Genomic DNA, 22,949 nt, shown 5'->3' with positions numbered 1-22,949 from the left:
GCAAAACAGCGTGGGAAAGGACTGACATGCGCTCGCGCCGCGTGCCTGTGCGCGCAGGAGGCGGCCAGCACATGCCACGAAGGGGAACGGGGTGGGGGAGGGGATGCGCGACAACACCGCGCCAGGAATGCCGCTCGCGGGCACGCCGCGCAGGCAAGAAAAGAGAAGTTGACGAGCCTTACCCCCGGCACTGGCTCCACAGTTAGGGCTGCTTGGTTCCCCACCTGACCCGGTTGGCCGCTTCACCATGCGGGGAGGCCCGTCAGGATGGGATTCTACCTCCTGAACAGGACGCCATTTTTTACTCCTCTCGAATGGCCTGCAATTGCAAAGGGCGACGACGCCAGCGCGGCGTTGCCCACGCCAGGGGCGGCCCCTGGGCGGCGTCCCTGGCGTGGGCGCGCGAGCCGGTGCCGGGCGGCGCAGGGCTTTCGCGGATGGCGGGCCGCGGCACCCAGACCCGGTACGCCATGGGCCCTAGAATCACCCCCCATGTCCTATCTCGTGCTCGCCCGCAAGTACCGCCCCCGCAATTTCACCGAAATGGTGGGGCAGGAGCACGTGGTGCAGGCCCTGACCAACGCGCTCACCCAGCAGCGGCTGCACCATGCCTACCTGTTCACAGGGACGCGGGGCGTGGGCAAGACGACGGTGTCGCGCATCCTGGCCAAGTCGCTCAACTGCCAGGGGCCCGATGGGCAGGGCGGCATCACCGCCACGCCGTGTGGCGTGTGCGCGGCCTGCAGCGACATCGACAGTGGCCGGTTTCCGGACTACACCGAGCTCGACGCGGCCTCCAACCGGGGCGTGGACGAGGTGCAGAGCCTGCTGGAACAGGCCGTCTACAAGCCGGTGCAGGGCCGCTTCAAGGTCTTCATGATCGACGAAGTGCACATGCTCACGAACACGGCGTTCAACGCCATGCTCAAGACGCTGGAAGAGCCGCCCGAGTACCTCAAGTTCGTGCTCGCCACGACCGACCCGCAGAAGGTGCCGGTCACCGTCCTTTCGCGCTGCCTGCAGTTCAACCTGCGCCCCATGGCGCCGGAGACCGTGCTGTCGCACCTCACGCAGGTGCTGGCGTCGGAGAACGTGCCGGCCGAGCCCCCGGCGCTGCGCCTGCTCTCGCGCGCGGCGCGTGGCTCCATGCGCGATGCGCTGTCGCTCACCGACCAGGCCATCGCCTTTGGCAGCGGCCAGCTGCAGGAGGCCGCCGTGCGCCAGATGCTGGGCGCGGTGGACCGCTCCTACGTGTTCCGCCTCATCGACGCGCTGGCCCGGGGCGATGGCAAGACGGTGGTGGAAACCTCGGACACGCTGCGCCTCAATGGCCTGTCTGCCGCTTCCACGCTGGAAGAGATGAGCGCCGTGCTGCAGCGCATGGCCGTGTTCCAGGCCGTGCCGCAGATGGCGGCTGCCGTGGATGCCGACGACCCCGAGGCGGTGGAAACGGCCCGGCTTGCCGGCCTGATGCCCGCCGACGAAACCCAGCTGCTTTACAGCCTGTGCCTGCACGGGCGCGGCGAACTGGGCCTGGCGCCCGATGAGTATGCGGCGCTGACCATGGTGCTGCTGCGCTTGCTGGCGTTCAAGCCTTCGGGCGAAACGGCTGAAAAAAAAACTCTGACGCGGCCTGAAGCGGCGTCTTCTGGCCCGCCACCGGCGGTTTCCGCGGTGCCCGCGGCGGCGGATGCCGCCATGCCGGCACCCGTGGTTGCCCCGGCCCTGGCCGCCGCGCCACCTCCCCAGGTGCCGGCGGCTTCGCCGGAGCCCGCCGTGGCCCCGGCGTTGGCGCAAGACGCCCCTTCACCAGAATCCGCCGATGCCTCCGAGCCACCTCCCTGGCCGGGCTCGGACGAGCCGGGCGCCGCGGCGCCTGCCCCCTCGGCCGCCACCGCGCTGCCGGTGCGCACGTCCGATCGGTTTGAGCGAAATCGGCCCCCAGCGCAGTCCCCGCAAGCGCAAGGTGCTCCTGAATTCGTAGCGATTCCGGTGCGCGAGACGCCCGAACCCGGGGAGCGGCTGCAACCGCTGCCGCTTTCGGCCCCCGCGCCTGTTTCCGCGCGCTACACGCCCACCGAGGAGGGCGATGTCTGGCATGCCACCGTGCAGCAGATGGTGGCTGCGGAATCGATCACCGCTCTGGTGCGTGAGCTGGCCCTGCAGTCGCAGCTGGTGGCGCGCGACGGTGGCCACTGGCTGCTGCGCGTGGAGCGCGAGTCGCTCAATCAGCCCACCGCCCGCGAGCGCCTGCGCGCCGCGCTGGAGGCCGCGGGGCACGCCACCCAGATCAGTGTGGAGGTGGGCAATGTCATCGACAGCCCGGCCCGCCGCAATGCGGCCGCCGCTGCCGAGCGCCAGCGCCGCGCCGAAGAGATCGTGAACAACGACCCCTATGTGCAATCGCTGATGCGCGACTACGGCGCGAGAATCGTGCCGGGCAGCATCAAGCCTGCGTGAGATGAGGCTCCCCCTCAGTCGCCTTCGGCGCCTTCCCCCTCTCTCGCTTCGCGGGAGGCGGACGCACTCGGTGGCCTGGCACGGCCAGCTCCACGAGTGCACTGGATTGGGGTGTGCCAGTTTCGACGGCCGCTGACATTGCACAGCACAATACCGTGCATCTCGGATACCGAATCTCTGTCCCTTCGTGGGAATCGATCAACCAGAAAGAAGCAAAGGAAACACACCATGTTCAACAAAGGACAACTCGCCGGTCTCATGAAGCAAGCCCAGGCGATGCAGGACAACCTCAAGAAGGCGCAGGACGAGCTGGCCTTCATCGAGGTGGAAGGTGAATCGGGTGCCGGCCTGGTGAAGGTGCTGATGACCTGCAAGCACGACGTCAAGCGCATCACCATCGACCCGAGCCTGCTGGCCGAAGACAAGGACATGCTGGAAGACCTCGTGGCTGCGGCGTTCAATGCGGCGGTGCGCAAGGCGGAGGAGACTTCGGCGGAGAAGATGGGCAAGCTGACGCAAGGCATGCCAGGCCTCCCCGGCGGCATGAAATTCCCCTTCTGAAGCTGGCTGCCGAGCGGGCCATCTGCGTCGTTGGGCGGTGCTCGCAATCCTCACGTACAGGAAGTACGCTGCGGTTCCTGCGCTCCGGCCGCCTGGCAGCTGATCCCGCTCGCTACGCCCTTGAGGGCGGAGTTTTTGAAAACCAATACCTGCATGTCTGCTTCCGATTCCCTTGATGTCTTGATCCAGGCGCTGCGCCGGTTGCCGGGGGTGGGGGTGAAGTCTGCGCAGCGCATGGCGTTCCATCTGCTGCAGCATGACCGGGAGGGGGCGCTGGCGCTGGCGCGGGCGCTGGGCGAGGCGGTGGGCACCGTGCACCATTGCGCGCGCTGCCATACGTTCACCGAGGCCGAGGTGTGCGGCACCTGCCTGGACCCTGCGCGCGACGCCACGCGGCTGTGCGTGGTGGAGACGCCGGCCGACCAGGCGGCGCTGGAGCGCACGGGGGCATTCAAGGGGCTGTACTTCGTGCTCATGGGGCGCCTGAGCCCGCTCGACGGCATCGGCCCCAAGGAGATCGGCCTGCAGAAACTCATGGGCCGCGCCACCGATGGCACGGTGCAGGAGGTCATCCTGGCGACCAATTTCAATGCCGAAGGCGAGGCCACGGCCCATGTGATCAGCGAGGCGCTCAAGAGCCGGGGGCTGCACGTGACGCGGCTGGCGCGCGGCGTGCCCGTGGGCAGCGAACTGGAATATGTGGACCTGGGCACGATTGCGCATGCGCTGGTGGACCGCCGCTAGGCCCTGCGTGGAAAAAGGGCGCCACGGCGGCTAGAATACTCACAATTTAATAGCTGCCAGCGCTTATCTATAAAGCGCTGGGGCCCGAAAAGGCTTGAAAATGAATACCACCATGCATGTCGCACGGTTCACAGTGGCCTACTGGTGCGTGCTGATCGCGGCACTGCTTCCCATCGCCTGTGCCTGGCTGGCCAAGAGCGGCAGCTTCGGCAAGCCGCGCAAGGACGGGGGTTTCGACAACCGGGACCCCCGCGCCTGGATGGCCCGTCAGACCGACTGGCGGGCCCGCGCCAATGCGGCGCAGGCCAACAGCTTCGAGGCACTGCCGTTCTTCATCGGCGCCGTGATCATTGCGCACCTGCTGGGGGCGGGGCAGACATTGCTGGACATCCTGGCATTTTTGTATGTCATGTTGCGCATCTTCTACATCATGATGTACGTTTCCGACATGCCCACCGTGCGCAGCGCGATCTGGGCCGGGGCGTTTCTGGTCAACATCGCCATCCTGTTCGTCGGCTACCGCTGACCCGCGCCGCGCCTGGCTTGCAAAGGGCCAGGACGGCCGGTTCGCCCGGGGCCGTAGCCCCTGTTTTTCGACCCTGGTACGTAGAAACCCGCTGGGAATCCCCCTGATGCGGGCTGGCCCGCTCTGCGGCACGATTGTTGCAACGCAGCATCGATATTTTTCCGGATTGCCATGACCCGCCCCTTGCTCACCCGCCGCGCCTTTGGTGCCGTGTCCGCCCTGTCGGCGGCCGCGGTGTTCGCGCCGGCCGCCGTGCGGGCACAGGCCGAAGGCGCGGCATTGGGCAATGTCACGATCGCCGTGGGCGGGCAGGGCGTGCTCTACCACCTGCCGCTGGCGCTCGCTGTCCAGCTGGGCTATTTCCGCGCCGAGGGGCTGGACGTGACGGTGCGCGATTTCTCGGCCGGCGCGCTGGCGCTGCAGGCGGTGCAGGAGGGCGCGGCCGATGTCTGTGCCGGCGCCTTCGAGCACACCATCCGCCAGCAGGTGCGGGGCCAGGCGTTCCGGTCGCTGGTGGTGCAGGGGCGCGCGCCCCAGCTGGCACTGGGGGTCTCGCTGCGGTCGCTGCCGGCCTACAAGGATCTCGGCGACCTGCAGGGGCGGCGCATCGGGGTGTCGTCCGCGGGGTCGTCCACGCACCTGGCGGCCAGCCTGGTGCTGGCGCGCGCGGGCCTGGGCCCGCGCGATGTGGCCTTTGTCGGCGTGGGCTCCGGCACGGCCGCGATGAATGCGCTGCGCTCCGGCCAGGTGCATGCGCTGTGCCATGCCGACCCGATCATGACGCTGCTGGAGCAGAAGGCGGACACCCGCATCACGGCCGACATGCGCTCGCTCAAGGCCGCGCATGAGATGTTCGGCGGCGCGATGCCCGCCAGCTGCCTCTACGCGCCGCAGGCCTTCCTGCAAAAGAACGCCGCCCAGGCCCAGGCGCTGGCCAACGGCATCGTGCACGCCCTCAAGTGGCTGCAGACCGCGGCCCCTGCCGACCTTGTCAAGGCCGTGCCCGCGGGCTACCTGATGGGCGACCGGGGGCTGTACCTGGCCGCCTTCAGCCGCGTGCGGGAAACCTACTCGCCCAACGGGGTGATGCCCGACGACGGCGCGGCCACGGCGCTGCGCGTGCTGGCGCGCGTGCACCCCGAGCTGGGGGATTTCAAGGTGGAGCTGGCGCGCACCTACACCAACGACTTCGTGCGCAAGGCGCGCCAGAAATTCAGCGTCTGAACGTGCGGCGGCGCCTCTCGGGGGCGCTTTGCGGCGGCCGTTGCCGTGGGGCGGGGGCAGGGCGCTGGAGACATGAAGTGAGGCCGCCCATTCCGTGTGGCGCCTGCGGCATCCGGGTCGGGAAGATGGCTTACATTCGTCGGCGTTCGGTTGGCCGTAGCCTCGGCATACCACTCACCCATCCACCAAGGATCGCTCCATGACGTTCACCCTCAGCATCGGCCCGCTTGTCTCCCTGATCGCGGGCATCCTCATCCTGGTCATGCCCCGCCTGCTCAGCACCATCGTGGCGCTGTACCTCATCATCATGGGCATCCTGGGGCTGCTGGGCATGCACACGCTGAAGTTCTGAGGCGGGCGGGCGCCTCTGTCCGCGCTGCCCTTTCAGGGGCTTTTCAGCGGCGCTTGACCTTGGAGGGCGTGCCGCCCCGGCGCGACGGCGCGGCCGCCGGCCGCTTGGCGGCGGTGCCCGCCCGCGCCACCGTGCCCCGTGCCTGGCTGGCCTGCCGCACCGGCAGATACACCACGACCTGCTGGCCTGCCTTGAAGGCGGCCGTCGCGCGCACATCGTTCCAGTCCGCGACACTGGCCGCCGCGAGCTTGTAGCGGCGGGCGATGCTCGCCACGGTTTCGCCCTTGCCCGCCCGCACGGTGGTGCGGCGGGTGACGATCTCCGGCGAGAAAGCGACCTGCCCGTTGTCCGCCAGGTGGGACGACACGTCCTGGCGGATGGCCGAGGAGCGCGGAACCATGAGGGCCGAGCCCGCCTTGATCAGCATGCGGGGCGGTATGTTGTTGACGCTGCGCAGGTCGTTCTCGCTCATGCCCGCGCGCTGCGCCGCTTCGGCCACCGTCATGGTGGAGGGCACGGACCACACGGTCCAGCTGGCGTACTGCCCTTCGCGGCGGGCTTCGAGGTTGCGCTGGAACACCTTGGCGTTGTCCCAGGGCAGCAGGATCTGCGGCGTGCCGGCCGCCAGGATCACCGGCTTGTTGAAGGAGGGGTTCAGCGCCCGGAAGTCCTCCTCGCGCACGCCCGCCAGCGTGGCCACCAGGGCCACGTCGATGTCGTGGGTGATGTCCACCGTCTGGAAGTAGGGGTGGTTCTCGATGAGCGGCAACTCGGTGCGGAAGGCCTCGGGGTGGGCAACGATGTTCTTGACGGCCTGCAGCTTGGGCACGTACATGCGGGTTTCGGCCGGCATGTTGAGGTCGGTGTAGGTGGTGCCCAGCCCCTGCTTCTGGTTGCGGGCGATGGCCCGGCCCACGCTGCCTTCGCCCCAGTTGTAGGCGGCCAGGGCCAGGTGCCAGTCGCCAAACATGCCATGGAGCTTTTGCAGGTAGTCGAGCGCGGCGCGCGTGGATGCGAGCACATCGCGGCGGTCATCGCGAAATGCGTTCTGCTTGAGGTCGAAATAGTTGCCCGTGGCGGGCATGAACTGCCACATGCCAGCCGCCTTGGCGCTGGAGACGGCCTGGGGATTGAACGCGCTTTCGATGTAGGGCAGCAGCGCCAGCTCGGTGGGCATGCCGCGCCGCTCCAGCTCCTCGACGATGTGGAACAGGTACTTGCTGGAGCGCTCGGTCATGCGCTGCATGTAGTCGGGGCGCGTGGCGTACCACTGCTCGCGGTCCTGCACCAGTTCGTGCTGCAGGTCGGGCATCGCGAAGCCCCGGCGGATGCGGTCCCACAGGTCGGCGGGGGTGGAGAGCGATGCGACCTCGCCGCTGGCCGCCTGCGCCGCCGTGATGGGGCGCAGCGGTCCGTTGGGAATGACGGGGGTGTGGGAGGCGGTGCGGGGCGCAGCGCCGGTGGAGGATGAAGGGGCGGTGCCGGCTGCGCTGTCCTGCGATGGCGCGGTGGTGGCGCAGCCCGTGAGCCAGAGCGCGCAGGCCAGGCAGGCGATGTGCAAAATTTTCATCGAAACTCGTTTTTCCATTGGCGCAGCGCGGCCAGTACCGCCACTGCATCGTCTTGATTCACCTGCGCGTCGTAGCCTCGGGCGGCCTGGGCCACCGCGGGCTGGCGCACACGCAGGAAGGGGTTGATGTCTCGCTCCAGGGCCATGCGCGAAGGCAGCGTGGGCTGGTGGCGTGCCCGCAGCGCCTCGCACTGGCTGCTGTAGTGGAGCAGCGCATCGTTGCCGGGTTCCACGGCCCGTGCGAATTTCAGGTTGGACAGGGTGTACTCGTGCGTGCAGCACACGCGGGTGTTGCCGGGCAAGGCCGCCAGCTGGTCCAGGGAGTCCAGCATCTGGGCCGGCGTGCCCTCGAACAGCCGGCCGCAGCCGCCGGAAAAAAGCGTGTCGCCGCAGAACAGCAGGGGCTCACCGTCGATGTCGGGGCAGTAGTAGGCGATGTGGCCGGCGGTGTGGCCCGGAACGTCGATGACCTCGAAGCGCAGCCCCAGCGCGTCCACCGTATCGCCCTGCGCGAGGCGGTGCAGGGGCCCGGGGATCTGCTCCCGCGCGGGGCCATACACCGTGGCGCCGGTGGCGTCGCGCACGGCATCGACGCCACCGACATGATCGGCGTGGTGGTGCGTGACTAGAATGGCCTGCAACTGCAGGTCCAGTTGCTGCAGTGCCTGCAGCACGGGCGCGGAATCCCCCGGGTCGACGACGAGCGCCTGGCGGCCGTTGTGCAGCATCCAGATGTAGTTGTCGGTAAAGGCGGGCAGCGGCAGCAAGTTCATGAGCGATCAAATTATAGGTTTGCACCACTGGTTCGATTCCCCGCCGGGCCGGTACCTGCTGGCGTGGGAGCAGGCGCGCTTCGACGAGGCGGTGGCGGATATTTTTGGATATCACAGCCTGCAGCTTGGCATGCCCCTGCTTGACGGCCTGCGCGCCAACCGCATGCCGCACCAGTGGCTGGCCCTGGGCCAGGAGGGCGTCCAGGGCTCCCTGGGCTTTCTGGAGGCGGGCAGTGGCGTGGACGCACCCCTGCAGTGCCGCATGGTCAACCTGCTCGCCGAACCCGTGGCCCTGCCGTTCGCGCAGGCCAGCCTGGACCTGCTGGTCCTGCCCCATACGCTGGAGCTGAGCGTCGACCCCCACGCCGCCCTGCGCGAGGTGGAGCGGGTGCTGGTGCCCGAGGGCCGCGTGGTCATCAGCGGGCTGAACCCCACGAGCCTGTGGGGGCTGCGCCAGTGGCGCGCACGCATGTACCAGCGCATGGGCAATGGCACGCTGTACCTGCCCGACGTGGGCGAGTTCATTGGCTACCGGCGGTTGCGCGACTGGCTCAGGCTTTTGAGTTTCGAGGTCGAATCCGCCCGGTTTGGCTGTTATCGTCCAGCGGTGCGCACCACCCGGTGGCTGGAGCGCTTTGGCTTCATGGATGGGCTGGGTGAGAAATGGTGGCCCATTTTTGGCGCCGCCTATTTCATCGTGGCGGTCAAGCGGGTGCATGGCATGCGCTTGCTGGAGCCCGCCTGGCGCACCAGCCGCCAGCGGTCCGCCGCCACGGTGCCCATCGCCAACCGCGCACACGCGGCGGGTACGCCCGCGCGCACCTCCCGGGCCATCACGGCCGCCGAAAGAGACAGGAACACAGTTTGAACCAGGTAGAGATATACACAGATGGCGCCTGCAAGGGCAACCCGGGTCCGGGGGGATGGGGCGCCGTGCTCCGTTCCGGCCCGACGGAGAAGGAGATTTTTGGCGGCGAACTGGGCACCACCAACAACCGCATGGAGCTGTTGGCCGTGATCGAGGCACTCTCCGCCTTGAAGCGGCCCTGCGCCGTGACGCTGTACCTGGACAGCGAATATGTGCGCAAGGGCATCACCGAATGGATTCATGGCTGGAAGGCCCGGGGCTGGCGCACCGCCTCCAAGCAGCCCGTCAAGAACGTCGAGCTGTGGCAGCGCCTGGATGCGCTGGTGAGCACCGGCGGGCATCGCATCGAGTGGCGATGGGTGAAGGGGCATTCTGGCGATCCGGGCAACGAGCGCGCGGACGCGCTGGCCAACCGCGGCGTGGACAAGGCCCTGGGCCGCGCGTGACGGCGCTCTTCGCCAGCCAAGGCTCCTTCGGGAGCCTTTTTTGTGCGCGCCTTGTGTAAAGCCTGCGTAAAACTGCCGCAATTGACCTTGGGGTCAAGCCGCGAGTTGCTGCAGGTCAAGACACGCACTGATACATTCTTTGGTTGCGCTTTTCCACTTCACCCGGTTTCATTGATCCATGGCGTCCAAGCACAGATACATCGTTTTCGCCGTCATCGGCATCGCTGCAGCCTCCGGTGCCGCATGGTGGCTGCAGAAGAAATCCGTGCAGGCCCCGCGCACCGAGGCGGCCCTGGCCGGCGGTGGCAATGGTGCACCCGCCCGGGGCGGCGCCCCGGGTGGGGCCGGCCGGCCGGTGGCGGTCGAGGCGGTGGCCGTCCGGCAGATGGCCATGCGCGATGACGCCGAGGCCGTGGGCAGCCTGCGTTCGCGCCAGAGCGTGGTGCTGCGCCCCGAGGTGAGCGGGCGCATCACCCAGCTCAATTTCCGGGACGGCGAGCGCGTGCGGCGCGGGCAGGTGCTGGTGCAGTTCGACGACCAGTTGCCGCGTGCCCAGGTCCAGCAGGGCCAGGCCGAACTGTCGATTGCCCGGGCCAACCACAAGCGCAACCAGGAGCTCGTGGCCCAGGGCTTCATCAGCCAGCGGTCCGTGGACGAAAGCGCCGCGAACCTGGAGGTGGCCCAGGCCAAGCTCTCCCTGGCGCAGGCCACGGCCTCGCGCCTGAAGATCGTGGCGCCGTTCGACGGCATTGCGGGCATCCGGGGCGTGAACGTGGGCGACTACCTCAAGGATGGCGCCGACATCGTCAACGTGGAAGACCTGGATGCCGTGTACGTGGACTTCCGCCTGCCCGAGCGCCTGCAAGGCAAGATCCGCACGGGCCAGACCGCCCAGGTGGCGTTCGACGCGCTGCCGGGCGTGCGCTATGCCGCCGTGGTGCAGGCCATCAACCCCCAGATCGATGCCGACGGCCGTGCCGTGGCGGTGCGCGGATGCATCGACAACCGCCGCCTGCAGCTGCGCCCTGGCATGTTTGCCCGGGTGACGGCGGTGTTTTCGGAGCGCGCCGACGCCCGGGTCATCCCGGAAGAGGCTGTCGTGCCGGACGGCACCAGCCCCTACGTGCTCAGGATCGTCGAGGGCAAGGAGCCCGGCAGCCGGGTCACGCGGCGCACGCCGGTCAAGCTGGGCGTGCGCACGCCGGGGTTTGTGGAAGTGGTGGACGGCCTTGCCACGGGTGACCTGGTGGTGACCGCAGGGCAGCAGCGCATCCAGAAGGACGGCACCGTGGTGCGCGTGGTGGAACTGGGCAAGCCGGCCACCGGCGCGGCGCAGCCCGCTTCGGCGGCGCCCGCGGCGCTGGCCGATGCCCCGGCACCGGGCGCGGCCGGCTCCGCGGCGGGCATGCCCGCCGCGCAGCAGCCGTCGGCCGCCGTTCCCGCCCCCGTGCCTGTGGCCGCGGCGCCTTCGCCGGCCCTGGTGGCCCCGCTGCCCGGGGCCAGCCCCTGCCAGCTTGCGGGCGCATCCGGCAAGGCGGTGCCATCCGGCCCGCGCCCCGCGCGCGATTGATGAAGCACCAGGACTGCCATGCAACTCGCTGAAATATCGATACGCCGGCCGGTCTTTGCGACCGTGCTGTCCCTGCTGGTGCTGCTGATCGGCGCCGTGAGCTTCACGCGCCTGTCGGTGCGCGAGTACCCCAAGATCGACGAGCCCGTGGTGACGGTGAGCGTGCGCTATGCGGGCGCCTCGGCGGAGGTGATCGAGTCGCAGGTCACCAAGCCGCTGGAGGATTCCATCGCCGGCATCGACGCGGTGGATGTGATCACCTCCATCAGCCGCCCCGAGCAGAGCCAGATCAGCGTGCGCTTCCGCCTGGAGAAGGACGCGGACAACGCGGCCGCCGAAGTGCGCGACCGCACGGCCCGCGTGCGCAACCGCCTGCCCGACGCGGTGGACGAGCCCGTGATCGCCAAGGTGGAGGCCGACGCCTCGCCCGTGATGTGGCTGGCCTTCAGCAGCGACACCCGCACGCCGCTGGAGATCAACGACCTCGTCAACCGCATCGTCAAGCCGCGCCTGCAGACGGTGACCGGCGTGGCCGACGTGCCCATCTATGGCGAGCGCAAGTACGCGATGCGGGTGTGGCTGGACCCCGAGCGCATGGCCGGCTACCGCCTGACCACGCAGGATGTGGAAGACGCCATCCGGCGCAACAACCTGGAGCTGCCCGCGGGGCGCATCGAGTCGCAGCAGCGCGAGTTCAGCGTGACATCGCAGACCGACCTGGCCACGCCCGGGCAGTTCGCCGAGGTGGTGATCCGCACCGTCAACGGCTTTCCGGTGCGCATCCGCGACGTGGCGCGCGTGGAGGAGGGCGCGGCCAGCGACCGCAGCCGCGTGCGCCTGAACGGGCGCGAGGCCATCTCGGTCGGCGTGATCCGGCAGGCCACGGCCAACCCGCTGGAGCTGTCGCAGGGCGTGCGCGCGATGATGCCCGTGCTCAAGGACGACCTGCCCTCGGACATCGTGATCGACGTGGCCAACGACAACTCGCTGTTCATCGACCGGTCCATCAAGAGCGTGTACTCCACCATCGCCGAAGCCGTGGTGCTCGTGGCGCTGGTGATCTTCGTGTTCCTGCGCACGCTGCGCGCGTCCATCATCCCCATCATCACCATCCCGGTGAGCCTGGTGGGCAGCTTCGCGCTCATGTCGCTGGCGGGCTTTTCCATCAACACGCTCACGCTGCTGGCGCTGGTGCTGGCCATCGGCCTGGTGGTGGACGACGCCATCGTGATGCTGGAGAACATCTACCGGCACATCGAGGAAGGCCTGGACCCGTTCTCCGCCGCCATCAAGGGCGCGCGCGAGATCGGCTTTGCCATCGTGGCCATGACGCTCACGCTGGTGGCCGTGTATGCGCCGCTGGCCTTCACGCCCGGCCGCACCGGGCGCCTGTTCGTGGAGTTCGCGCTGGCGCTGGCCGGCGCGGTGGTGGTGTCGGGCTTCGTGGCGCTCACGCTGTCGCCCATGATGTGTTCGCTCCTGCTCAAGCACAACCCCAAGCCCAACTGGTTCGACCGCTCCATGGAGCGCTGGCTCACGGCACTGTCGGACGCCTACGGCCGCCTGCTGCGCTGGATCGTGACGGCGCGCTGGGGCGGTCAGGGCGCGGGGCGCGGCGGCATTCGTGGCGCGGTCTTCCAGGCGCGCTGGATCGTGATCGCGGTCATGGCGGTCAGCGGCGCCGCGCTGGTGGTGGTGTACCCGAGCATGCGGCAGGAGCTCTCGCCGCTGGAAGACCGGGGCACGGTGCTCGTCAACGTCACCGCCCCCGACGGCGCCACGCTGGACTACACCAACCGCTACGCGCTGGAGCTGGAGAAGGTCGGCCGCGAGTACCCCGAGTTCGACCGCATCTTCGCCAACATCGGCAACCCCACCGTGGCGCAGGGCAGCGTGATCTACCGCACGGTGGACTGGGAAAACCGCAAGCGCACCACGCTGGAGCTTGCGCGCGAGCTCCAGCCCAAGGTGGGCAACCTGCCGGGCGTCAGCTCGTTCCTCATCACCCCGCCGTCGCTGGGCCAGGGGTTCCGGGCGCGCCCGCTCACCTATGTGATCCAGACCTCGGACAGCTACGAGAACCTCAACCAGGTGACCACCGCGTTCATGGCCGAGATCGCCCGGAACCCCGGCATCATCGGGCCCGACATCGACCTGCGCCTGAACAAGCCCGAGCTGCGCATCGAGGTGAACCGCGAGCGCGCGGCCGACCTGGGCGTGAGCGTGGACGTGGTGGCCAAGGCCATCGAGACCATGCTGGGCGGGCGCACGGTGACGCGCTACAAGCGCGATGCCGAGCAGTACGACGTGATCGTGCAGACGGCGGCCCGGGGCCGCACCACGCCCGAGAACATCGACACCATCTACGTGCGGGGACGCAACGATTCGATGATCCCGCTGTCCAGCCTGGTCAAGGTGCGCGAGAGCGTGAGCCCGCGCGAGCTCAACCACTTCGGGCAGCGCCGCTCGGCCACCATCACGGCCAACCTGTCGCCCGACTACTCGCTGGGCGAGGCGCTCAAGTTCATGGATGACACCGCCGCCAAGGTCATCCGGCCGGGCTACACCACGGATCTGAACGGCACGTCGCGCGAGTTCAAGAGCTCACAGGGCGCTTTGGGCATCGTGTTCGTGCTGGCGCTGGTGTTCATCTTCCTGGTGCTGGCGGCGCAGTTCGAGAGCTTCATCGACCCGCTGGTGATCATGGTCTCGGTGCCGCTGTCGATGATCGGGGCACTGCTGGCCCTCAAGTGGAGCGGGGGGTCGCTCAACGTGTATTCGCAGATCGGGTTGATCACGCTCGTGGGGCTGATCACCAAGCACGGGATCCTGATCGTCGAGTTCACCAACCAGCTGCGCGAGCAGGGCATGGAGATGGTGGACGCGCTGGTCAAGGCCTCGGCGCAGCGCCTGCGCCCCATCCTGATGACCACGGGCGCGATGGTGCTCGGCGCCATCCCGCTGGCGCTGGCCTCGGGCGCGGGGGCCGAGACGCGCACGCAGATCGGCTGGGTGATCGTGGGCGGCATGTCGCTGGGCACATTGCTCACCATCTTCGTGGTGCCCACCATGTACACGCTGTTCGCGCGCCGGGCCGTGCCGGGCGCGAACACGGCGGTGGCGGCCGAGGAGCCCGCGCATCCGCTGCACCCGCATGACTACGTGGCCAAGTAGCGCCCCTTCCGGTCCGGGGCGCCGGGCGCGTGCATGAGGACCGGATGAAAGGAAAGCCCCCTCGGGCTTCTTTTCGTTCAGGGCGCCGGGGCGTGGTCAGGCCGGCCCCGCGTTCGCCTGCAACGCATCCAGCACCTCCTGCAGGGCCTGCGGCCGCACGAGGCGCGCCACTTCCTGCCCGTTCTTCAGGAACACCAGCGTCGGCCACAGCTTGACCCCAAAAGTGCGGCCCAGGCGCTGGCCGGGGCCGTCTTCCACCTTGATGTGCGCCACGTCCGCGCGGCCCTTGAGCGCCTGCTCGATGAGGGGCTGGGCCCGCTGGCAGTGGCCGCACCAGGGCGTGCCGAACTCGACGACGGCCGTGCCCGGCAGGCGGTCCACATCGTCGCGGGAGGGGGGCGTGGCAAGGTGCTGGGCGGCGTAGGTCATGGGCAGAGTCCACGGAGGGAAATAAAAATAAATGGAAAGCAGTGAGTTCCAGATTAGCGGGACAGGGGTGGACGGGTACCGGCCCGGTACCCGTGGCCGTGTCAGATCACGCCGTCAAAAAGCATCACATCCACCGTGTCGCCCACCGCCACATTGCCTTGGCCGTGGTGCAACACGATGAGCCCGTTGGCCTGCACCATGGAGCTGAGCACGCCCGAGCCCTGGTTGCCCGTGGTGCGCACCTGCAGCGTGCAGTCGGCGGCGGTGGTGACGGTCCCGCGCTGGTACTCGGTGCGGCCAGGTTTCTTGCGCAGGGCTTCGGTGCTGGTGGCGCGCACCAGGGGCGGGGCGGTGTGTGTGCTGCCCATCATGCGCAGCAGGGCAGGGCGCACGAAGGCCAGAAACGTCACCATCACGGCCACCGGGTTGCCGGGCAAGCCGAACAGCACCGCGCCATTGTGGGATTGTTTGCTATTATTTTGGTAGCTATTGGCGCTTGCTGGATCAGCGCCAGAGGCTGTTTTTTCCTCAAATTCCGTGGCGGCGATGCTCCCTGCGGCCATGGGGCGGCCGGGCCGCATGGCGATGCGCCAGAAGGCCACGTCGCCCAGCTTTTTCATCATGGTGCGCGTGTGGTCGGCCTCGCCCACGCTCACGCCGCCGCTGGTGATGATGGCGTCGGCGCGCTGTGCCGCGTTGCGAAAGGCCGCCTCCAGCAGCGCGGGCTCGTCGCGCACCACGCCCAGGTCGATCACCTCCACGCCCAGGCGGGTGAGCAGGCCGAAGACGGTGTAGCGGTTGCTGTCGTACACCGCGCCTTCGCGTGGGGCTTCGCCCAGGCTCAGGATCTCGTCGCCGGTCGAGAAATACGCCACGCGCAGGCGGCGGAACACCGTCACCGTGGGCAGGCCCAGGCTGGCCACCAGGCCCAGCGCGGCGGGTGCCAGCAGCGTGCCCTGGGCCAGCGCAACGCCGCCTTCCAGGAGGTCTTCGCCCTTGAAGCGGCGGTTGTCGCCGGTCTTGAGCACGTCGGCCGCGATGGTGATGTGGCCATCATCGGCTGCGGCCGTGGTGAACTCCTGCGGCACCACGGTGTCCAGGCCCGGGGGCATGATGGCGCCGGTCATGATCTTCACGCAATCGCCCGCCGCCACGGTGCCCACCCAGGCCTTGCCCGCCAGCGCCGTGCCCACCACCCGCAGCGTGAGGGGCTGCCCTGGGGTGAGCTGTGCGCCGGCGAACGCATAGCCATCCATCGCCGAGTTGTCGTGGGGCGGCACGCTGAGGGGCGAGACCACATCCCGCGCCAGCACGCGGCCCAGGGCGTCGAAGAGGGGGAGCTCTTCGGTGGCGGTCACGGGCTCGACCAGCCGCTGCAGAAACGCGTTCACGTCGGCGGCGCTCAGGGCCTGCGGGTCGTAGCCTTGCAGTTCGGCGGCAATCTGGGCAATGGTTTTCATGGGTCTCAGTAGCTTTCAATCAGTCGTGCAGCACGCGCACCATGTGCAGCTTGTCGAAGCCCACGCCGTCCACCACGATGGCGTGGGGCAGCAGGCCCCAGGCGCGGAACCCGGCCTGCTCGTACAGGCGCACGACGTGCGTGTTGGAGGCGGTGACGGTCAGCACCAGCTGGGTCAGCCCGGGCACGCGGCTGGCGGCCTCCACACAGGCGGCCACCAGTTGCTGGCCGATGCCCTGGCGCTGCGCACGGGGCGCCACCATCATGCCCACCACCACGGCGCAGTGGCGCTGCTTGGCGCGCTGTTCGCGTTCACAGCCCAGGCAGCCGAGCAGCTGGCCCGTGGCGTCGAAGGCCCCCAGGAAGAACTGGCCGGATTCCAGGGTGCCAAAGCGCGTCACGTACTCGCTGGCATCGCGGCCCACCGAGGATTCGTAGTCGGAGGTGAACGCATCCGGCGCGGTGCGCAGCGCCTCGTCGCGCAGGGCCTTGTAGGCCACGGCATCCGCGGCGGCCAAGGGGCGGATCTGTACGGAGCTGGTGGCCGGAAACGGGCGCGTGTTCATGGCGGTTGGGAGGCGCGTCAAGCCTGTGAGGCCTGTGGGGCCTGCGGTGTGCTGGTGCTCTCCAGCGCGTGCAGCTCGGCCAGCGTATTGGCGTTGAAGAAGGCCTTGGGGTCATCGCCCGGCTGGTCGAAGGGCACGATGGCGCAGTGGTGCTGGCCCGTCCAGGCGTCGATCTTGCGGCCGCCGGCCTGGGTGAAGGCGACCAGGCTTTCGAGCAGGTCCACGCGCAGCAGGCAGAACACCGGCTGGGTGCGCACGCTGGTGCGGCCCGTGCCATCGTCTTCGGGCGCCGCGGCCATGGCGATGTCGGCGTCCTGGGCGTCTGCCGCGGCCGCCAGGCGCTGGGCCAGGTCCAGCGGGAACAGCGGGGTGTCGCAGGGCACCGTCAGCAGCCAGGGTGTTTCGCAACGCTCCAGCCCCGTCAGAAAGCCCGCCAGCGGACCAGCGTAGTCGGCCAGCACATCGGGCCACACGGGGGCGCCAAACGCCTCGTAGGCCGCGAGGTTGCGGTTGGCATTAACCATGGTGGCGCCGGTCTGCATCTGCAGCCGCATCAGCGTGTGCAGCGCCAGCGGCAGGCCGCGAAAGTTCTGCAGGCCTTTGTCGACGCCGCCCATGCGGCTGCCGCGTCCGCCTGCGAGCACGAGGCCGGTGATGTCTTGGGTTTCGATCATGGGGGTGGGCGATGGGGTGAAAAGCAGGGTGCTACAGCGGCTGCCGGGCACGCAGCGCGGTCAGTTGCAGGCACGAAAGGACGGCCGTGCAGGCCAGCAGGCCCAGGGACACGGGTTGCGCGAACGCCCCGTGCCCCAGCGCAAAGAACAGGCCGTGGATCGCCACGGTCAAGGCTCCCAGGCAGGGCATGAGCTTGTAGAAGGCCAGGGCCGAACGGCCGTCGCCCCGGGCGACCTGCGCCTGGGCATACAGCACCAGCGCAATGATGGGCAGGTTGAGCAGCAGGTTGACCTGGTTGCCGCCGGGAATGTGGAACAGCTCCCACTCATGCCAGTACGCGGCGTCGATCTGGTGCGTGACCAGGACGGTGGCATTGGCCAGGAACAGTGCGCGGTGTTTAGATTGAAGGGGCATGGGGTGGGTGTGGGCAAGAGGTGAAGGCCGCGGCCACCCATGGTGCCTGAAAACCGTCGGCGCCAGGACCATGGCGCGGGGCGGGGGCTCCGCAGGGCCGAGATGCACGGGGCCGGCCCCACCGCTAGCCACCGATATAGCTCATCTCCACCCGCCGCGCGCCACCCTGTGTGGTGTCCGCCGGCAGGCTGCTGCGCAGCTCCGAATAGCGGTCGCCGCGCTGTTGCCAGATGGGGGCGATGGCCGAGGCGATCGCTTCGTCGCTGGCGCCGCCGCGCAGCAGGGTGCGCAGGTCGTAACCCTCCGAGGCAAACAGGCACAGGTAGAGCTTGCCTTCGGTGGACAGGCGCGCGCGGTTGCAGTCGTGGCAGAAGGCCTGGGTCACGCTGCTGATCACGCCCACCTCGCCCAGGGCGGGGTCGTACTGGCCTTGTGCGTTGGTGTAGCCCCAGCGCTCGGCGGTCTCGCCGGGGCTGCTGGGGTCGAGCTGCACCAGCGGCAGCTCGGCGCGCAGGCGTTCGATCAGCTCGGCCGAGGGCAGCACCTCGTCCATGCGCCAGCCATTGGTGGCGCCCACGTCCATGTACTCGATGAAACGCAGCGTGGTGCCCGTGCCGCGAAAGTGGCGCGCCATGGGCAAGATTTCATGGTCGTTGGTGCCGCGCTTGACCACCATGTTGACCTTGATGTGCGACAGGCCCGCCGCGTGCGCGGCTTCGATGCCCGCCAGCACGTCGGCCACCGGAAAGTCCACATCGTTCATGCGGCGAAAGATCGTGTCGTCCAGTCCGTCCAGGCTCACGGTCACGCGGTTCAGGCCCGCATCCTTCAAGGCCTGGGCCTTGCGCGCCAGCAGCGACCCGTTGGTGGTGAGGGTGAGGTCGGGCGCCAGGCCGTCCACCGTGCGCAGCTGGGCCAGCTGGGCCACCAGCGCTTCCAGGTTCTTGCGCAGCAGGGGCTCGCCGCCGGTCAGGCGGATCTTGCGCACGCCGTGCGCCAGGAACAGCCGCGCCAGCCGGGTGATCTCCTCGAAGCTCAGCAAGGCACCGTGCGGCAGGTAGGGGTAGTCCTTGTCGAACACTTCCTTGGGCATGCAGTAGTTGCAGCGGAAGTTGCAGCGGTCCGTCACGCTGATGCGCAGGTCGCGCAGCGGGCGGCCCCGGGTGTCGGTGAGTTGGCCCGTGGGGGCCGCCGGGTGCGTGGGCACCCGCGCCGCCAGTGCGGCGATGCGTTGGTCCACCAGGGGAATCACACGTTCGGCCATGGGGTGATTTTGCCGCAAGGGGCCCCGCAGAGGGGCAAGCCCCTGCGCGCGGAGTTGATCGCGGTCAAGTTTTGCCCCGGCGGCGGCGTGGCCCGCCTTTGACATGGCGCAGGGCGGTCTGGATGTTGCATTGCAACAATACGTCATCCGATTTCAGGGGATTCCCATGCCAGTTCGTGAGTTCTTCGCCGACGCCCTGCCATGCCAGCGCCGCGTGGCGGTTCAATGGGTGGCGGCGGGCATCCTGCTGCCCACCTGGGGCCACAGTGCCCAGGCGCAGATAGGGCTGTCGGGGGCCATCAACTATGCGGGCTGGTTCCGCGCCCTGTCGCAGCGGATGGCCAAGGCCTATTGCCAGCAGTACCTGCAGGTGCTGCCGGGGGCGGCGGTGGATGCGATGGGGCTGGCGCGCAAGATGGTGCAGTCGGGCAGCAGCGAACTGGCGCGGGGCCTGCAGTCGGGGCGCTGGCCGGCCGACGTGGGGCGCCAGCTGGAAGAAGTGCAAAAGCAGTTTGCCCTGCTCAACCAGTTGACCGCCGTGCCAGCCACCCAGACGGCGCTGGTGGTGGCGGCGTCCGACCAGGCCGACCGCACGCTGCTGGTTTCCCAGGCCGTGACCGAGTCGATCGAGAGGCTGGCGCAGGCCCCCAGCGCGCGGCTGGTGAACCTGGCGGGCCGCCAGCGCATGCTGTCGCAGCGCCTGGCCAAGAACTACTTTCTGCACGCGGCCAAGGTGGAGTCCAAGGTAGTGCAGGCGCAACTGGCCTCCGACGCCGCCGACTTTCGCCAGGCACTGCAGACGTTGAAGGCGGCGCCGGTGTCCACCCCCGCCATCCGCAACGAGCTGGAGCTGGCCGACTCGCAGTGGCTGTTCTTTGAATCGGCCCTGCGCCGCCCGGCCGATGACGTGGGGCTCAACGCCGTGGCCACCACCAGCGAGCGCCTGCTGGGCGTGATGGACAAGCTCACCAACCTGTACGAGGCAGCCCTGCGCGAGGTGCTGGGCTGAGCGTCCGGGGGCAATCCGGCCATCCGGCCCCCCATCAGCCGCTGCAGGCCGCGTGCTGCGTGAAGTCCGCCAGGCGGCAATCGCGCCCCACCAGCACCAGCCGGGTGTCCAGCGCGTCGAAGAATCCCGGGGGTGGTGGCAGGGGCAGGCGCTGCACGCGTTTGTGCGCGTCGATGCGCACCGCCGCCAGCTCATAGTCGCGCGCCAGGGCCATCCACAGGCCGTGGGCCCCGGCGGACTGGCGTGCCCCGGTCATGAGGCTGCGGCCCGAGTCCAGCCACCAGCGGTAGATGGCGGAGGCAATGCCCATGCGGCGGTAGCCGTCCACCACCTTGGTGTGGGGCGCGCGCAGGTGGCGGTCGGTGCGGCGGTCCACCTCGACCAGCCGGTTGAACACGGTGTAGGCCACGATGCGGTTGCGCTGCGGGTCGATGGCGTAGACAAAATACTCGCCGTCGGCTTCGCGCAGGCGCAACTCCAGCCCGTGCAGGCGCAGGGGCAGCGCGCGCATCGCGTCGCGGGTGCGGTGGTTGGTGCGGATGCGTTCGTGCAGTGCGTCGAACTCGCGCTGGATGTCGCGGCCCGACAGGTCCACGTCGATGCGCAGTTCGGTCAGCAGGTGGCCCAGCGCACCCAGCCAGCCCCGGCCGGCCGGGGCACCGGGGGCGATGCGGGGCGCGAGGTGCAAGGCGCAGGCTCCGGGCATCATGGCGTGTGCCCCTGGCCATCGGTCCAGCAGCCGCTCAGCAGGCGCGCGGGCTGCTCACGGGCGCACACCCGGGCGCTGTGGGGCCAGTCGGGCAGCGGCACCACCAGGCCGGCGTACACGCCATAGGCTTCACCCGCCGCGATGGTTTCCCCCGCCGACAGGCTTTCGCCCGCGCGGATGGCCCCTCCTGCGTGGATGCGCCCGCCCGCGCGCACGCCCGAGCCCACCTGCAGGTGGCCCCGGCAGTCCACGTCGCCCGCCACCTGCAGGCCGTGCGTGGCCTGCACGGCCGCGTCGCCGTGAAGGTGGCCGCCCACCTTGATGCCTCCGCCGCCGTCCAGGGCGCCTGCCACGCGCAGGTCCTGGCCCACCGTGCAGTGGCCGCCGATGTGGGCCGAGGCGCCAGCGTCCAGCTCACCGCCCACGCGCAGGCCGCCCGTGCACTGCAGCCGCTGCGCCACCACCAGGGAGCCGCCCACGCGCGCATCGCCGTGCAGCCGCACGCTGCCCTCACAGCGCAGCGCGCCCGCGACGCGCAGGTCTTCTCCCACCCGCAGCGCACCGCCCACCCGCAGGCCGCCCAGCACGCTGAGGCTGCGGCCGGTGCGCAGCACACCGTCCACGTCGGCGCTGCCCTGGCACCGAACGCTGCCGGCGAACACCAGCGCGTCGGCCTCCAGATGGTCCACCTCCAGCACGTCGTTGGTGGGGCCGAACTGGTCGAGCATCCAGCAGGCGTCCTCCACCCGGCCTTCGCGCACCAGGTCGTCCAGCAAGGCCTGGTAGTTGCTGGCGCCCTCCTGGCGGCGCAGGTACCAGCGGTAGCCGTCGGCGCAGGGCCGTTTGGCGCGGATGAAGTGGCGGGTGATGTCGGTGGCGGCCGTCAGGCCGGCAGCGGCCCCGTCGGCGGGGTCGTGGCGCGCGGGGGGGCACGGGGCGAGCGAGATCTCGCCGGAAGGGAACGGGGGCATCAACACTCCTCAAGGCTGCCCCGGGCCGTGGCCTGGGCGCAAGCAAGCGCCTGGGGGATGGGCCCGGCGACAGGAGGTGCGCGAAAGAACGTGGGGGAGAGGGTGTCGCCGGGCTCAGGAGTCTGCAGCAAGCGTGCAGACCCGGCGGTCGCCGGCCTGGAGGGTGGCTTGCGAGCGCGCGGCACGGCGCAGCGGCGCGGTGCCGCTGGGGGTCGTGACGGGAGAGGCGCTTGCAAACATGGATGGGCGGCACTATAGGCAGCTGCCCTGCAACCGTCAATCAATCCGCACCTCCCTGGTGCGGCTTGTGCCTGCGCGGGGCGGCCTCCGGCGGCCTTGCAGGTGGCGGGCGCCCGGGCGCGATCCCTTGCGAGACCGCCAGCAGGTGCCTACACGCAGCGCCCGCCGTCCACCTCGATGCACACGCCGCTGACGAAGGACGCCTCTTCGCTCGCCAGGTACAGCGCGGCGTTGGCCACGTCGAGCGCGGTGGAGAAGCGGCCCAGCGGAATGGTGGCCAGGAACTTGGCGCGGCGCGCCTCGTCCACCGGGCCGCCCGCGAACTCGGCGGCCAGGCCGGTGTCGGGGTTGAACACGGGGTTGATGCAGTTCACGCGGATGTTGTCGGGGCCCAGCTCGGCGGCCATGGACTTGCTGGTGATGATGACGGCGCCCTTGGAGCCGTTGTACCAGGTCAGGCCCGGGCGGGGGCGCAGGCCGGCGGTGGAGGCGATGTTGATGATGCTGCCGCCACCGGCCTGGCGCAATGCGGGCACGGCGTGGATGGCCGACAGGTAGATGCTCTTCATGTTGATGGCATAGACCTTGTCGAACTCGTCCTCGCTCACTTCGAGCATGGGGCGGTTGCGGTGCGTCCAGCCCGCGTTGTTCACCACCACGTCCAGGCGGCCGTACAGGCGCACGGCCTCGTCCACCATGGCCTTCACTTCGGCGGACTTCGTCACGTCGGCCTTGAAGAAAGCGGCCGTGCCGCCTGCCGCCGTGATCTCGGCCACCACGCGCTGGCCTCCTGCCTCGTTGATGTCATTGACGATGACCTTGCCGCCCTCCGCGGCCAGGCGCTTGGCGATGCCTTCGCCAATGCCGTTGCCGGCGCCGGTGACGATGATGGATTTGTTCTGCACACGCATGGGTGTCTCCGATGGGTTGTGGTGAGATATATCA

The 22,949-nt window shown here is 69.2% G+C and carries 23 protein-coding genes and 1 other RNA gene; 11 read left to right on the top strand and 13 right to left on the bottom strand.

The features are described from left to right. Positions 1 to 167: 167 nt before the first annotated feature. An RNA gene (gene ffs / locus AC1RVY_RS19050) (signal recognition particle sRNA small type) lies at positions 168 to 264 on the bottom strand. Positions 265 to 492: 228 nt separating this feature from the next. On the opposite strand from ffs, the gene dnaX reads away from it, so the two are divergent. From dnaX to AC1RVY_RS19020, 6 genes are all read left to right on the top strand, one after another. Continuing rightward, complete coding sequence (dnaX, locus tag AC1RVY_RS19045) at positions 493 to 2,460, top strand: DNA polymerase III subunit gamma/tau (protein WP_492807712.1); 1,968 nt, start codon at positions 493 to 495, stop codon at positions 2,458 to 2,460. Positions 2,461 to 2,688: 228 nt separating this feature from the next. After that, positions 2,689 to 3,021 (top strand): YbaB/EbfC family nucleoid-associated protein, encoded by a 333-nt coding sequence (locus AC1RVY_RS19040; protein ID WP_010457931.1) that lies wholly within the window; start codon positions 2,689 to 2,691, stop codon positions 3,019 to 3,021. Between the two features lie 153 nt (positions 3,022 to 3,174). Then, positions 3,175 to 3,765, top strand: coding sequence for a recombination mediator RecR (gene recR, locus AC1RVY_RS19035; RefSeq protein WP_218297650.1), 591 nt, complete (start codon positions 3,175 to 3,177; stop codon positions 3,763 to 3,765). A 100-nt stretch (positions 3,766 to 3,865) separates the two neighbouring features. Next, positions 3,866 to 4,291, top strand: a complete 426-nt coding sequence (locus AC1RVY_RS19030; protein ID WP_218297649.1) for an MAPEG family protein — start codon at positions 3,866 to 3,868, stop codon at positions 4,289 to 4,291. A 171-nt stretch (positions 4,292 to 4,462) separates the two neighbouring features. Next, complete coding sequence (locus AC1RVY_RS19025; RefSeq protein ID WP_492807710.1) at positions 4,463 to 5,515, top strand: ABC transporter substrate-binding protein; 1,053 nt, start codon at positions 4,463 to 4,465, stop codon at positions 5,513 to 5,515. A 199-nt stretch (positions 5,516 to 5,714) separates the two neighbouring features. Continuing rightward, positions 5,715 to 5,867, top strand: a complete 153-nt coding sequence (locus tag AC1RVY_RS19020; protein WP_218297647.1) for a DUF3096 domain-containing protein — start codon at positions 5,715 to 5,717, stop codon at positions 5,865 to 5,867. Positions 5,868 to 5,910: 43 nt separating this feature from the next. Here AC1RVY_RS19020 and AC1RVY_RS19015 read toward each other — a convergent pair whose 3' ends face one another. Then, positions 5,911 to 7,437: a transglycosylase SLT domain-containing protein gene (locus AC1RVY_RS19015; RefSeq protein WP_218297646.1), complete on the bottom strand. Its 1,527-nt coding sequence runs from the start codon at positions 7,435 to 7,437 to the stop codon at positions 5,911 to 5,913. Continuing rightward, positions 7,434 to 8,210 carry a hydroxyacylglutathione hydrolase gene (gene gloB / locus AC1RVY_RS19010; RefSeq protein ID WP_492245455.1) on the bottom strand — a complete coding sequence of 259 codons (777 nt, stop codon included), beginning with the start codon at positions 8,208 to 8,210 and terminating at the stop codon, positions 7,434 to 7,436. Before gloB ends, AC1RVY_RS19015 begins: the two co-directional genes overlap by 4 nt. Between gloB and AC1RVY_RS19005 the strand changes: the two genes are divergently transcribed. The 4 genes from AC1RVY_RS19005 (at position 8,209) to AC1RVY_RS18990 (ending at position 14,268) form a co-directional block, all read left to right on the top strand. Further along, complete coding sequence (locus AC1RVY_RS19005; RefSeq protein WP_218297644.1) at positions 8,209 to 9,078, top strand: class I SAM-dependent methyltransferase; 870 nt, start codon at positions 8,209 to 8,211, stop codon at positions 9,076 to 9,078. The genes gloB and AC1RVY_RS19005 overlap by 2 nt on opposite strands. Continuing rightward, complete coding sequence (gene rnhA / locus AC1RVY_RS19000; protein WP_218297643.1) at positions 9,075 to 9,524, top strand: ribonuclease HI; 450 nt, start codon at positions 9,075 to 9,077, stop codon at positions 9,522 to 9,524. The genes AC1RVY_RS19005 and rnhA overlap by 4 nt, the downstream gene beginning before the upstream one ends. A 178-nt stretch (positions 9,525 to 9,702) precedes the next feature. Next, positions 9,703 to 11,094: an efflux RND transporter periplasmic adaptor subunit gene (locus tag AC1RVY_RS18995; RefSeq protein WP_492807707.1), complete on the top strand. Its 1,392-nt coding sequence runs from the start codon at positions 9,703 to 9,705 to the stop codon at positions 11,092 to 11,094. 18 nt (positions 11,095 to 11,112) lie between these two features. Then, positions 11,113 to 14,268 (top strand): efflux RND transporter permease subunit, encoded by a 3,156-nt coding sequence (locus tag AC1RVY_RS18990; protein ID WP_218297641.1) that lies wholly within the window; start codon positions 11,113 to 11,115, stop codon positions 14,266 to 14,268. A 96-nt stretch (positions 14,269 to 14,364) separates the two neighbouring features. Here the strand turns inward: AC1RVY_RS18990 and AC1RVY_RS18985 are convergent, their stop codons facing one another. The 6 genes from AC1RVY_RS18985 to moaA all read right to left on the bottom strand — a co-directional run bounded on the left by AC1RVY_RS18985 (position 14,365) and on the right by moaA (position 19,075). Next, complete coding sequence (locus AC1RVY_RS18985) at positions 14,365 to 14,697, bottom strand: thioredoxin family protein (RefSeq protein ID WP_492807705.1); 333 nt, start codon at positions 14,695 to 14,697, stop codon at positions 14,365 to 14,367. Between the two features lie 101 nt (positions 14,698 to 14,798). Beyond that, complete coding sequence (moeA, locus tag AC1RVY_RS18980; protein WP_492807703.1) at positions 14,799 to 16,157, bottom strand: molybdopterin molybdotransferase MoeA; 1,359 nt, start codon at positions 16,155 to 16,157, stop codon at positions 14,799 to 14,801. A 19-nt stretch (positions 16,158 to 16,176) separates the two neighbouring features. Next, positions 16,177 to 16,722 carry a GNAT family N-acetyltransferase gene (locus AC1RVY_RS18975; protein ID WP_492245458.1) on the bottom strand — a complete coding sequence of 182 codons (546 nt, stop codon included), beginning with the start codon at positions 16,720 to 16,722 and terminating at the stop codon, positions 16,177 to 16,179. Positions 16,723 to 16,739: 17 nt separating this feature from the next. After that, positions 16,740 to 17,396: a molybdenum cofactor guanylyltransferase MobA gene (gene mobA, locus AC1RVY_RS18970; RefSeq protein ID WP_218297637.1), complete on the bottom strand. Its 657-nt coding sequence runs from the start codon at positions 17,394 to 17,396 to the stop codon at positions 16,740 to 16,742. A 31-nt stretch (positions 17,397 to 17,427) separates the two neighbouring features. After that, positions 17,428 to 17,811: a DUF6713 family protein gene (locus AC1RVY_RS18965; RefSeq protein WP_492807701.1), complete on the bottom strand. Its 384-nt coding sequence runs from the start codon at positions 17,809 to 17,811 to the stop codon at positions 17,428 to 17,430. Between the two features lie 124 nt (positions 17,812 to 17,935). Further along, the gene (gene moaA / locus AC1RVY_RS18960) at positions 17,936 to 19,075 is read right to left on the bottom strand and encodes a GTP 3',8-cyclase MoaA (RefSeq protein WP_492807699.1); all 1,140 of its coding nucleotides are present in this window, start codon (positions 19,073 to 19,075) and stop codon (positions 17,936 to 17,938) included. Positions 19,076 to 19,241: 166 nt separating this feature from the next. Between moaA and AC1RVY_RS18955 the strand changes: the two genes are divergently transcribed. Next, entirely contained in the window at positions 19,242 to 20,084 is an 843-nt protein-coding gene (locus tag AC1RVY_RS18955; protein WP_369642773.1) for a type IV pili methyl-accepting chemotaxis transducer N-terminal domain-containing protein, read from the top strand. 34 nt (positions 20,085 to 20,118) lie between these two features. Here the strand turns inward: AC1RVY_RS18955 and AC1RVY_RS18950 are convergent, their stop codons facing one another. The 4 genes from AC1RVY_RS18950 to AC1RVY_RS18935 all read right to left on the bottom strand — a co-directional run bounded on the left by AC1RVY_RS18950 (position 20,119) and on the right by AC1RVY_RS18935 (position 22,915). Next, positions 20,119 to 20,772, bottom strand: a complete 654-nt coding sequence (locus AC1RVY_RS18950) for a hypothetical protein (RefSeq protein WP_492245461.1) — start codon at positions 20,770 to 20,772, stop codon at positions 20,119 to 20,121. A gap of 17 nt (positions 20,773 to 20,789) precedes the next feature. Then, positions 20,790 to 21,764: a bactofilin family protein gene (locus AC1RVY_RS18945; RefSeq protein ID WP_492245462.1), complete on the bottom strand. Its 975-nt coding sequence runs from the start codon at positions 21,762 to 21,764 to the stop codon at positions 20,790 to 20,792. Positions 21,765 to 21,878: 114 nt separating this feature from the next. Then, positions 21,879 to 22,004, bottom strand: a complete 126-nt coding sequence (locus AC1RVY_RS18940; RefSeq protein WP_255593112.1) for a hypothetical protein — start codon at positions 22,002 to 22,004, stop codon at positions 21,879 to 21,881. A 149-nt stretch (positions 22,005 to 22,153) separates the two neighbouring features. Next, complete coding sequence (locus tag AC1RVY_RS18935) at positions 22,154 to 22,915, bottom strand: SDR family oxidoreductase (RefSeq protein WP_492245463.1); 762 nt, start codon at positions 22,913 to 22,915, stop codon at positions 22,154 to 22,156. Positions 22,916 to 22,949: the final 34 nt, after the last annotated feature.

This window comes from Acidovorax sp. GW821-FHT11A03 (assembly GCF_058809075.1).
This window is presented reverse-complemented; position numbering and strand designations above follow the sequence as displayed.

Coding starts and splice junctions, on each gene's coding strand:
- dnaX (WP_492807712.1), top strand. CDS start 493: ATGTCCTATCTCGTGCTCGCCCGCAAGTACCGCCCCCGCAATTTCACC.
- AC1RVY_RS19040 (WP_010457931.1), top strand. CDS start 2,689: ATGTTCAACAAAGGACAACTCGCCGGTCTCATGAAGCAAGCCCAGGCG.
- recR (WP_218297650.1), top strand. CDS start 3,175: ATGTCTGCTTCCGATTCCCTTGATGTCTTGATCCAGGCGCTGCGCCGG.
- AC1RVY_RS19030 (WP_218297649.1), top strand. CDS start 3,866: ATGAATACCACCATGCATGTCGCACGGTTCACAGTGGCCTACTGGTGC.
- AC1RVY_RS19025 (WP_492807710.1), top strand. CDS start 4,463: ATGACCCGCCCCTTGCTCACCCGCCGCGCCTTTGGTGCCGTGTCCGCC.
- AC1RVY_RS19020 (WP_218297647.1), top strand. CDS start 5,715: ATGACGTTCACCCTCAGCATCGGCCCGCTTGTCTCCCTGATCGCGGGC.
- AC1RVY_RS19015 (WP_218297646.1), bottom strand. CDS start 7,437: ATGAAAATTTTGCACATCGCCTGCCTGGCCTGCGCGCTCTGGCTCACG.
- AC1RVY_RS19005 (WP_218297644.1), top strand. CDS start 8,209: ATGAGCGATCAAATTATAGGTTTGCACCACTGGTTCGATTCCCCGCCG.
- gloB (WP_492245455.1), bottom strand. CDS start 8,210: ATGAACTTGCTGCCGCTGCCCGCCTTTACCGACAACTACATCTGGATG.
- AC1RVY_RS18995 (WP_492807707.1), top strand. CDS start 9,703: ATGGCGTCCAAGCACAGATACATCGTTTTCGCCGTCATCGGCATCGCT.
- AC1RVY_RS18990 (WP_218297641.1), top strand. CDS start 11,113: ATGCAACTCGCTGAAATATCGATACGCCGGCCGGTCTTTGCGACCGTG.
- AC1RVY_RS18985 (WP_492807705.1), bottom strand. CDS start 14,697: ATGACCTACGCCGCCCAGCACCTTGCCACGCCCCCCTCCCGCGACGAT.
- moeA (WP_492807703.1), bottom strand. CDS start 16,157: ATGAAAACCATTGCCCAGATTGCCGCCGAACTGCAAGGCTACGACCCG.
- AC1RVY_RS18975 (WP_492245458.1), bottom strand. CDS start 16,722: ATGAACACGCGCCCGTTTCCGGCCACCAGCTCCGTACAGATCCGCCCC.
- mobA (WP_218297637.1), bottom strand. CDS start 17,396: ATGATCGAAACCCAAGACATCACCGGCCTCGTGCTCGCAGGCGGACGC.
- AC1RVY_RS18965 (WP_492807701.1), bottom strand. CDS start 17,811: ATGCCCCTTCAATCTAAACACCGCGCACTGTTCCTGGCCAATGCCACC.
- moaA (WP_492807699.1), bottom strand. CDS start 19,075: ATGGCCGAACGTGTGATTCCCCTGGTGGACCAACGCATCGCCGCACTG.
- AC1RVY_RS18955 (WP_369642773.1), top strand. CDS start 19,242: ATGCCAGTTCGTGAGTTCTTCGCCGACGCCCTGCCATGCCAGCGCCGC.
- AC1RVY_RS18945 (WP_492245462.1), bottom strand. CDS start 21,764: ATGCCCCCGTTCCCTTCCGGCGAGATCTCGCTCGCCCCGTGCCCCCCC.
- AC1RVY_RS18940 (WP_255593112.1), bottom strand. CDS start 22,004: ATGTTTGCAAGCGCCTCTCCCGTCACGACCCCCAGCGGCACCGCGCCG.
- AC1RVY_RS18935 (WP_492245463.1), bottom strand. CDS start 22,915: ATGCGTGTGCAGAACAAATCCATCATCGTCACCGGCGCCGGCAACGGC.